We start from the raw sequence: 10,644 nt of genomic DNA on the forward strand, positions 1-10,644 counted from the left end.
CGCGCTGCTTGAGGGCCTTGTTATAGGAGGGCCAGTTAGTGATTTTAAAATTTTGTTTTGCCATGGAGACCTGATTTTGAAACAACTATGGTGATCTGTTCCGATGATTACCCAAACTTTCTATTTTATTCAACAAAGCCTATCTTCACGTAACCATCTGATATCCAAGCCTGTGTGCTCTTAACGCAAGAATCAGAATATGAAAGTTTTCTCCCACGCCCCGTCTACCCTTTGACACAGTTCTTATCGCAAAGACGCTGTTTCCAGGAAGGTTGCTTCTAATTAATAACGGTAAATCATGTTTATTCATCGTTATTAATTAAAATGCTATCGATATCAGAGTAATTATGAAATATCAATGAGTTGTATTATTTGGGGAGAAGTGCCGGATGAGGTCTTCGTCATTCAAAGTCAAACCGTTGGTGGTGGCAGTAAGTGCCGTACTAGGTGTTCTTTCTACTTACCCATCATCCGCTGCATCGATCGATGTTTCCACGAACATCAGCGGCCTGAGCATCACAACTGCGCAGGATTATTTGAGCATAACCACTACCGGTACTATCACCGGAACCGATTTCGGTGTCACCAACACCTCAACCATTGGTACGCTCAGCAACGCTGGCGTTATCACAGGTAGTGATGGGATCTATAACACCGGGTCGATCGGTCCATTAACCAACTCCGGTTTAATTTCTGCCAGTGACAACAGTGGTCTTTGGAGTGATGAGGGTAACATTGATTCGCTGTTTAACACCGGCACCATTTCGGGACATAAGGGCGTTTACCTCGAGAACAACAGCTTTCTGGGGGAATTCAACAACTCTGGATATATCGAAGGTGATGAAGATACGGCCGTTTTAATCAACGCCAGCAACCTATGCTCTTTCGAGAACTCTGGTGAGATCAGTGGTGACCAGGGCATCGTGCTGGAAAATGATTCCAAGCTGTATGAGTTGGTCAACTCCGGTGCGATTTCCTCTGATAACGACGCCACCATTCTGCTCAACAGTTCCAGTATCTATTCCATTAGTAACACCGGATTGATTACCGGTGATGCCGGGATCGTTCTGGAAAATGATGCCAGCTTAGCGTCATTAATTAACGGCGGTACCATCAACGCGAGCCTGGGTATTGGCGTGTTTGGTGAAAATGTCGAAGAGTTAAGTTCGATTGGATCTATTTCCAACACTGGCCTTATTGATGCTGACGACGGGCTGATTGTATCAGGCGGCGGGTATGTAGGTACCTTCTTCAACTCGGGTACCCTGAGTGCCAATCTGGGCATCGGTGCGTTTGGTAACCCGGAAGACGCTGTCGGTACGATCGCCGCCATTAATAACAGCGGACTGATTGATGCGGAGAATGGCCTGGTGGTGGAAGGTGGCTCCTATGTCGGGACATTTTTCAACTCGGGCTCCATCGACACCAATATCGCCATGGGAATTTACAACGGTGGTACCCTTGGCTCCCTCAGCAATGAAGGCATTATCAGCGGTGAGTCTGCCGCGCTCTCCATCGATGGCGGGAGTATCGGGTCGATTTATAACGATGGGGTGATTGCAGGAAATATCTACTCCACCAGCGGGCTGACCTTCTTTGGCAGTGAAGGCGAGGACATCGGGACCTTGACTGGCTATGACAAAGGAAGTATCGGTACCATTTCCATTGCGGCCGGTGACCTGACTTTTGTTACGGGCAGTACGGTGCTGAATGACAACGTCATTCTGGGGGAAGGCCAACTGGTGAATGGCTCTGCCCAACTGATGGTCAACAATGTGCTCACGATCGACGGCGACTATCAGCAGGGAGGCGGTGCCAGCCTGCTGTTTGGTGTCAATAACTACCTTGCCACCAACGGTGATATCAACGCCTACAACGGGTATGGCGGCCTGGTGGTGTCCGGCAGTGCCAATATCGCCAGCGGATCCAACGTGGGGCTAATGGGTAACGGCCAATATGCGTTTGCACAAGAGCAGCGCTATGTGGTAATTCGGGCAAATAGTGATGGTACCGATTACAACGCCGACAAACTGGATTACTGGGCTGAGAATTACACCGGGCTGCTGACCGGTAATACGGTAACGCACGGCAGCACCAGCGATCTGGTGGTGACGCTCGGTGACTGCAATGGTGACTACAAGCCGATTGGTTACGCGACGACGTCAAACGCCATCTCCGCATTGAACGGCCTGTTTAACTATGGCGGTACGGAGTCGTCCCTGCTCAATCTGTTTAACGATGGTGCTGCGGTAGGCAATACAGCAGAGGCTAACCGTGCGGGGGCGCAACTTAGCCCAGCGGCGATCGCCTCAGCCTCGGTACAGGCGGCAGCACTGCCCGCCATGTCGGTACTGGACGTATTGGCGCAACGCGGTGAAGCCATTCGTCTGGCAGGCGCAGGCAGCGGTATTTCGACCGGGGAAAATGATGACGGTCCGGTAGCCTGGGGGCGAGGCTTTGGCGGCAAGGTCAACCGAGGTCAGCAGGGGAATATCGCGGGTTACGACGGACACTTCGTTGGCGTGATGTTAGGGGGCGATGGTGAGGTCAACGATAATTGGCGTCTGGGGGGATTAGGCAGCTACACCACCACCATGGTGAACAGCAGCGGCGATAATCTGGGCAGTTCGGCCCATGTCAAATCTTACGGCGTGTTCGGCTATGCCAACTATGAGGGTGACCCTTGGTACGTCAACCTGACGACTGGCGGTATCTTCCACCATTACGGCACCAAGCGTCAGCTTGATTTCACCGGATTTAACGGTAATACCACGGCAACATTCAAAGGCAACCAGTTCATTGCCTCCGGTCTGGTGGGGTATCCGCTCTCGATGGGAACCCAGTGGACTCGATTGACACCGATCGCTGCCTTGACCTACAGCAAACTGGGGCAGGACGGTTATACCGAGGCGGGTGGCAACGGTGCGGGATTGCGGGTTGACGATACCACGGTAACCTCACTCAAAAGTGACCTGGCGTTGAAGTTGGATCACCGTTTCAAAATGTCAGACGGTGAAGTCCAGCCGTTTATTCAGGGCGGATGGCGTCACGAATACCATGACGATGCGTTGCAATCGGTAGCCAGCTTCTCTGCCGACAGCACCGGCGCAAGTTCATTTGTGGCACGCGGTTCGAAACCGATTGTGGATACTGGCGTGTTCTCGGCGGGGGTTTCTCTCGTGGGCTCTCGGGATCTCAGCGTGACGATAAAATATACCGGCGAAGCGGTCCGACACTATCAAAGTCACACCGGTAATCTGCAACTGCGCTGGCAGTTCTGATTCCCCTGCGCCAGCGGTATGGTCACGCCGCTGGCGCATTGTTTCAGTTCATTCGCTGGCATCAGGGAGATTTTGTGCTTAATCCGACTCATCCAGTGGCGACACCGCTTACCGTGGAAACGGCCCTGCGGTGCGCGTATGCACAATGGCGGGCTGGTCAGGCGGTGCAGGCAGAGCAACTCTGTCTGCGTATTTTGCGTGTCGTCCCTCAGCAACCGGGGGCCATGCATCTGCTCGGCGTTATGGCCCATGTCTATGGTTTTCAGGAGCGTGCGGTTACCTATTTAGAGGCGGCGACCCGCTCGCCGCAAGCGCCTGCGCTGTTTCACAGCAATCTGGCAGAGATGTATCGTCAAAAGGGACAATTAAAGGACGCTGAGCAGTCGGCGTGCAACGCAATTGCTGCCGATCCGCAACTGATGGATGCATGGAACAACCTGGGTATCATCGCACAAGAGTGTGGCAATCTAACTTTCAGCGAATCCTGTCTGCGCAAGGTGCTGGTTGCTCGCCCCATCAGCCCACACGCCCACAACAATCTGGCGAACACGCTGCGCCGTTTAGGGCAGAGTCAGCAAGCATTGCATCATTACCAGCAGGCGCTGGTGCATGACCCTCAGTTTGTTCAGGCTTGTATTAACCAATCCTCCCTGTTACGCGAACTCGGCCATTTAGCGCGAGCCGCCGAGTTAGCTGAGCAGGCGATAGCCCTCGACCCACGCTGCGCGGAAGCCTATCTTAATCTTGCCGATCTGGCGAGGGTGCGCCAACGGCCCGAAGAGGTCAGCCGCTGGTTGGACGCATTACGCGCCTTTGCACCAGACCGGGTTAACGCGCAGGGCGCGACGTCCGGTACGGCGCTGTCCGCCGAGGTGATTGCCGCCTGTCATCAGCAAGTGCTCTCTCTTTCTGCCGAAGGTCGCCATGCCGAGGTGGAAGCTTTGCTGACGCAAACGCTGGCGAACGGCAACGGGCCGCCGACGCTGTGGCATCTGCTGGCGCGGGCGCTGCGCGCTCAGTTAAAAATGGAACCCGCGTTGCGCATTATGACCATGTTGGTGCGGGTTCGGCCCGGTGAGATGACGGCACGTTTCGATCTGGCCTCACTGCTGTTAGTCACCGGCGATTTTACCCATGGCTGGCGCGAATACCGCTTTCGCTACCAGATGGAGCACACGGCTAAGGTGTGCCGTCATGTGCAGAAACCGCGTTGGGAAGGGCAGCCGCTGGCGGGGAAACGCTTGCTGATTCATGACGAACAGGGCTTTGGCGACACCTTTCATTTTTTACGCCTGGTGCAAACCGCGCGCGAGCGCAGCGGTGCGCGCATTATTCTGCAAGTGAACAGCGATTGTCTGGCACTGGCACGCCGCTGTACTGGCTGGGATGAGATCGTTGTGCGTGGAAACTTACCGCCGTCCTTTGATTATCATTGTGAGCTGATGAGCCTGCCGATGGCGCTGGGCCTGCAACTGACGGATTTGCCCGGTACTGTGCCTTATCTGTTTGCCGATCCCCAGCGTATCGAGCTCTGGCAACAGCGTCTGGCGCATTTACCGCGACCTGTTGCTGCTGTCAGCGGTGGCAGGCATTGTCCACTGGGGGCTGATGGGGGCCACCGTAGCGTTGCCTTGGCTGATTGTGATACAGATATTGCACTGCGGTACCTTTACCCTGTGCCACCTGGCCGCCATGCGCTTTATTTCTGCGCGTCGCGGTGGCGACGTGCTGCGTTTGCAGGCCGTCTACTCGGCACTGGCAATGGGCGGCAGCATTGCGGTGATGACGGTGGTGTCAGGCTTTTTGTTTGAACATCTGCAACACGCTACCTTTTGGGTGATGGCGGCGCTGGTGGTTCCTGCGCTGTTTTTGCGACCTGCCACGCCCGTTCAGCACGCATAAACTGGGTATCACGTTCATTTCGGAATAGGATGACACTTGGAAAGTTCGGGGGTCATCGTCTGCGTCAAGAGACGATACATTATGTTACTTTATAACACTTTCGGTCGCTGTTGTGCTCGGTTAGGGTGGCGGTGGGGCGTGTTGTTCTCGCTGCTGTTGCTTGCCTCGCCTTCGGTGTGGGCGCACCCCCACAGTTTTATTGATATCCAAACCACGGTTGAAGGTGAGAATGACACCATCACCGGGTTGCGTATGCACTGGACGATGGACCCGATCACCTCAGCCGATCTGCTCTACGATGCGGGCAAGGCGAAAAGTGACTCTGAAATCTGGAAAAAGCTGGCGGCGGAAGTGATGGCGAACGTGTTGGGCCAGCACTATTTTACTGAGATCTACCGGGATAACGCGGCGGTGAAATTTCAACCGCTGCCGACAGAATATCATCTGTCGCGGCAGGGTAACAAAGCGGTACTGGAGTTTGTGCTGCCGCTGGCGCATCCGCAACCTTTGAAAGGCGCGCCGCTACAGATTTCTACCTATGACCCGACCTATTTTGTCGATATGTCCTATCAGGATAAAAACGCTGTTCGCCTTGCGCCTGCGCTGGCGGAACACTGTAAAGCAGCGCTGTTTACCCCGAAACCCAGCGCTGATTTACGTTCTTATGCGCTGTCGCTGGATAAAGCCGATGCCCCCGATGAGGATCTGGCGCTGGGCAAACAGTTTGCACAACAAATTACGCTGGAATGCCACTGACTGTGTTTGAAAAACGAAAACGCCATCGCACTTTGAGACTGTGTCTTGGCCTGTGGTGGCCGTTAGCGGTTTTTTTACTGCTCCTGGCGCTGGGGGCTCAGGTGGCGCTGCGCTACTGGCCGGATATTCTGCTGCAAAGCGTTGCCTGGCAGAAGGTGATGCATCAGCAGATGTCAGCGCTGCTTGAGGCGGTGCACGAACAACCGCATCAGGCGGGGCTGAGCCTGCTGGCGTTCAGTCTGCTCTACGGCATCTTGCACGCGGTGGGGCCGGGACACGGTAAAGTGGTGATCGCCACCTACCTTGCCACCCATCCTACGCAGCTTAAAAACAGTCTGAAACTGACTCTGGCATCCTCGCTGCTGCAAGGCATGATGGCGATTGGGTTGGTGAGCGTCACGTTGGGGGTTTTGCAACTCTCCAGCCGGGCACTGCACGCCAGCAGTTTCTGGATGGAAAAGGCCAGTTTTATGCTGGTGGCGCTACTGGGATTGTGGCTCAGCGTGCGCGCCCTTAAACGTCTGTGGGCGGCGATTACCCATGCCCGACATGCCAACAAACCAAATATTCAGCGTATTCACGTGTTAACCGCAGAGGCGCGTCCGTTACCGTTAGCGCCGTTATCGCCCGTGACGGATGATGGCGTATGCGGTTGCGGCCATCGTCATCTCCCCTCCCAGGAAGAATTGCAACGTGGTGATGGCTGGCGTACCCGAGTGGCGATTGTGTTTGCCATGGGGTTGCGTCCCTGCTCGGGGGCCATCCTGGTGCTGTTGTTCTCCAAAGTGATCGGCGTGTTTGCCTGGGGCGTTGCTTCTGCACTCGCCATGGCGCTGGGCACGGCCATTACCCTCTCGGTGTTGGCGCTGCTGGTGTTCTTTTGCCGCCGAGTGATTGAACGTATGGGACGCTCACGCGCGCCTACGCTGTGGCAACAGACCGCCTGGAGCACGTTGTCGCTGGCGGGTGGCATGGTGCTGTTTGGCGCTGGCGTTCTGCTTTATCTCTCGGCGCAACCTGCCATTACCGGTGGTATCCGTCCGTTCTCCTGACGTGCCTGGTTCTGATTTTTCTTTCTGAACGTGCCTGACGTCAAAAAGCCATTGCGTCTGCTCTGGCGCGCAGCAATATCATTTTAAAGATGATAATGAGTCTCATTATCCATATAAAAATCAGGGATAAAGAAGAAAACGCTACATTGGATAGCTACCATCGCGCTATGGAGTGTCACCTGCCTGTCGTATGCCGCCTCGATCGTTATCGAAGATGTCAGTGGTCGCAAGGTTGAAATTGCCGCAGAAGCCAAACGCATCATTTTGGGCGAAGGGCGACAGATTTACCTGCTGGCGGCCTTTGACACTGAAGCACCGTTTAAACGCGTGGTCGGTTGGCGTGACGATCTGCCCAAAGCGGATTTTGATGGCTATAAGGCCTATGAAAAACAGTTCCCGAGCATCACATCGCTGCCAACGTTTGGAGGCGCGAAGGACGGCACCTTTAACGTTGAGCAGGCGTTAACGCTCAAACCCGATTTGGTGCTGATGAACCTGGAATCGAAAGCGGCGACGGATGAAGGCAAACTGATTGAAAAGCTGGAGCAGTTGGGTATTCCGGTGGTGTTTATCGATTTCCGCGAGAAGCCGTTTGAGAATGCGGAAAAGAGCATCCGTATCATGGGGCAACTACTGAACAAGCCGCAGCGTGCCAAGGAGATCGTTCAGTTCCGCCGCGAGCAGATCGCCGTGGTAGAAGATCGCCTGAAAAATTATCAGGGACCGCGTCCGAAAGTCATGATCGATCGTGCTGGAGGCTATGATGATGAGTGCTGCATGTCCTTTGGTGATGAAAACTTTGGCAAAATGGTGGAAGTCGCCGGTGGGAGCAATATCGCCAAAACGGCGATCCCTGACACCTTTGGCACCTTGAATCCGGAATTTATTATCAGCGCTCGTCCGGATGTGGTGATTGTCACGGGGGCTAACTGGAAGAACTACAACACGGCGAACAAGTGGGTTGGCGTGGGGCCAGGTGCGGACACGGCGGAAGCCACCAAACGTCTGGCTGCGTTGATGCAGCGTTCTGCGTTCAAAACCTTGCCGGTGGCGACCAACGGCAATGCCCACGCTATCTGGCACCAGTTCTACGATGGTCCGTATCAGTTTGTTGCGATTCAGGCGATGGCGAAATGGCTGCATCCGGATCTGTTTAAGGATATCGATCCGGACGCGACGTTCAGAACCTTTCATGAGAAGTTCTTGCCGCTGCCGTATCAACCGGGATATTGGGTAACGCTGCCACCGCAGCAGAAATAATTACCGATGAAAAAGCCCGCGTTTATGCGGGCTTTATGGTCATTCAATGCACTAGCAATCAAATCGTCGGTTCAGACACCAACCCATCAATCATCACTTGCGGTATGCCCTGCGAACAGCGCTCAATGCGCCCGCGTACGCCATACACCTGTGCCAGACTGTCAGCGCTGATCACCTCGGCAGGCGCGCCGTCAGCAATCAGCTCACCGTTTTTCAGCATCAGCACATGGTCGCCGTGGCGCAGGGCGATATTGATGTCGTGCACCACCACCAGCGTGACGATATTGCGCTTGCGCGTCTCTTTACGCACCAAATCCATCACGTGGAACTGGTAATTGAGATCCAGCGCTCTTAACGGTTCATCCAGTAACAGCAGGGAAGGTTGGCGAATCAGCGATTGCGCCAGCCCTACCAGCTGTTTTTGGCCGCCGGAGAGTTGGTCCAGATAGCTCATCGCCAGATGTTCAATACCGAGTTGGCGCAACAGCGTCAACACTTCATTCTCTTTCTCGCGCGAGTTCAAACCGCCGGAAGCCCGCTGTGCCACGATGATCGACTCCAGCACGTGCAAATGCACGCCTGCGGGCAAAGATTGTGGCAGATAAACCACCTGTTCGGCACGCTTGGCGAACGGCAATTGCATCAGTTCGGTATCGTCCAGATGCAGTTCACCGTTGGCGTTGCCTAGTCCGGCCAACGCGCGCAGCAGCGTTGATTTACCGCTACCGTTGGGGCCAAGCAGTACCGTGATTTTACCGCGCGGCAACAGCGGCACATTGAGGTTGTGAATGATTTGTCGTTTCGGATAACCGGCTTAGAAACGGGAGATGCGCAAACCGGCGTGCGACAGCGTCTGGTTCATACATTCCCCCGGTGGCGCAGAATAATACTCAGGAAGAAGGGTACCCCAACCAGCGATGTCACGATCCCAACAGGAATAATCACGCCGGGGATCAGGTTTTTAGACGCCACCGACGCCAGCGATAACACCAGTGCACCAATCAGGGCGCTGGCGGGCAGATAAAAGCGGTGATCTTCTCCGAATACCATGCGGGCAATGTGTGGCGCAACCAGACCAATAAAACCGATCGGACCGACAAACGCCACCGACAGCGCCGAGAGAATACTGATGCGTAGCAGCGTCGCCAGACGTAAACGGCGTACGTTGATGCCAAAACTTGTGGCGCGATCTTCCCCGAGACGCAAGGCGGTGAGCTTCCATGAACTCATAAACGACAGCGGCATTAATACCACTAGCGCCAACAGCAGTACGCCCAGCTTTTCCCATGAGGCGCGCGCCAGGCTGCCCATGGTCCAGAACACCAGACCTTGCAAGGTATCTTCATTGGCGATGAATTGTAGCATCGATACCAGCGCATTGAAGGTGAACACCAGCGCGATACCGAACAGGACCACGCCTGACGTCGCGACGTTGGTCCAGCGGGTAATGCCATCAAGTAACAATGCGGCCATCAGCGCAAAGAGAAAGGCGTTGGAGGAGATAAACCACTGAGCCGGAATGCCGGGGATACCAATCCCCAGCACAATCGCCAGAGCTGCACCGAAGGCAGCGGCTGAAGAGACGCCCAGCGTGAACGGGCTGGCTAGGGGGTTATTCAGGATGGTTTGCATCTCTGCGCCTGCCAACCCTAAGGCCAGTCCGACGATTAGCGCCATCAGCGCGTAGGGCAGGCGAATATCCCACACAATCACCCGCGTGCCGGCATCGGCCTGCGCGGGGTTGGTCAGCGTTTGCCAGAGCACATCGAGTGAAAGCCCGGATGGCCCCATGGTGAAATCCAACAGCAGGGAAGCAACGATGGCGGCGACCAGCAACAGCATGATCAGCAACCGATGGCGCAGAATATCTTGATAATGACGGAGGATATCCGAGTCAGCCGCCTTTTGGCGGCTGATGTCAGTGGTTGTACTCATCGACTACTTGGCCAACTTTTGACTGAAAATAAACGGTGTGTCTGGAAGTGCGGTAAAGAGACGCACGATATCGTGGTAAGTTTGATCAGGATTTAACGTTGCCAGCGCTTGCGGATAGGCAATTTTCGCCAGATATTCCATGCCGACAATGTTATACGGATGGTTATAGAAGTGGTGATACACCCCGTAAACCTGACCAGCCTTAATGGCGGGGACCTGATCGATACCCGGACGGCTTAACAGCACATCGGCTTTGGCTTGAATATCCTCAGCGGTGGCGTTATAGCCGAAAGACAGAATTTTGTTGGCGCTGTTGCCGCGTTTGGAGCCGGTCATGATGTGTATTAGTCGCGACTTGATCTGACACTGGACCTTGCAAGGTTGAGAGTTACCGGTTTTGATATGGGTGTCCAATCCTTATACAAAACACGAGGTAACTCTCATGATTCATACTAACA

6 protein-coding genes and 3 pseudogenes are annotated in these 10,644 nt (G+C 54.6%); 6 read left to right on the plus strand and 3 right to left on the minus strand.

Features of this window, described 5'->3' with window-relative positions; translation table 11 throughout:
• Positions 1–389 precede the first annotated feature (389 nt).
• The 6 genes and pseudogenes from ACTBDZ_RS11200 (at position 390) to ACTBDZ_RS11225 (ending at position 8,251) form a co-directional block, all read left to right on the plus strand.
• On the plus strand, positions 390–3,281 hold the full coding sequence (locus ACTBDZ_RS11200) for an autotransporter domain-containing protein (RefSeq protein WP_438815367.1): 2,892 nt from the start codon (positions 390–392) through the stop codon (positions 3,279–3,281).
• 242 nt (positions 3,282–3,523) lie between these two features.
• A pseudogene (locus ACTBDZ_RS11205) lies at positions 3,524–4,108 on the plus strand (tetratricopeptide repeat protein); the annotation flags it as partial.
• 730 nt (positions 4,109–4,838) lie between these two features.
• Positions 4,839–5,183, plus strand: a pseudogene (locus ACTBDZ_RS11210) (MFS transporter); the annotation flags it as partial.
• 81 nt (positions 5,184–5,264) lie between these two features.
• A complete protein-coding gene (locus tag ACTBDZ_RS11215) occupies positions 5,265–5,939 on the plus strand; it encodes a DUF1007 family protein (protein WP_438815368.1) in 675 nt (224 codons plus the stop codon).
• The gene (locus tag ACTBDZ_RS11220) at positions 5,930–6,991 is read left to right on the plus strand and encodes a nickel/cobalt transporter (RefSeq protein WP_438815369.1); all 1,062 of its coding nucleotides are present in this window, start codon (positions 5,930–5,932) and stop codon (positions 6,989–6,991) included. The genes ACTBDZ_RS11215 and ACTBDZ_RS11220 overlap by 10 nt, the downstream gene beginning before the upstream one ends.
• 150 nt (positions 6,992–7,141) lie before the next feature.
• The gene (locus ACTBDZ_RS11225) at positions 7,142–8,251 is read left to right on the plus strand and encodes an ABC transporter substrate-binding protein (RefSeq protein ID WP_438815371.1); all 1,110 of its coding nucleotides are present in this window, start codon (positions 7,142–7,144) and stop codon (positions 8,249–8,251) included.
• Between the two features lie 58 nt (positions 8,252–8,309).
• Here ACTBDZ_RS11225 and ACTBDZ_RS11230 read toward each other — a convergent pair whose 3' ends face one another.
• From ACTBDZ_RS11230 to ACTBDZ_RS11240, 3 genes and pseudogenes are all read right to left on the minus strand, one after another.
• Entirely contained in the window at positions 8,310–9,044 is a 735-nt protein-coding gene (locus ACTBDZ_RS11230) for an ABC transporter ATP-binding protein (RefSeq protein WP_438815372.1), read from the minus strand.
• Between the two features lie 65 nt (positions 9,045–9,109).
• Complete coding sequence (locus ACTBDZ_RS11235; protein WP_438815370.1) at positions 9,110–10,186, minus strand: FecCD family ABC transporter permease; 1,077 nt, start codon at positions 10,184–10,186, stop codon at positions 9,110–9,112.
• A gap of 3 nt (positions 10,187–10,189) precedes the next feature.
• Positions 10,190–10,525: pseudogene (locus tag ACTBDZ_RS11240) on the minus strand (ABC transporter substrate-binding protein); the annotation flags it as partial.
• Between the last annotated feature and the right edge of the window lie 119 nt (positions 10,526–10,644).

This window comes from Symbiopectobacterium sp. (genome assembly GCF_051710365.1).
Classification (GTDB): Bacteria; Pseudomonadota; Gammaproteobacteria; order Enterobacterales; family Enterobacteriaceae; genus Symbiopectobacterium.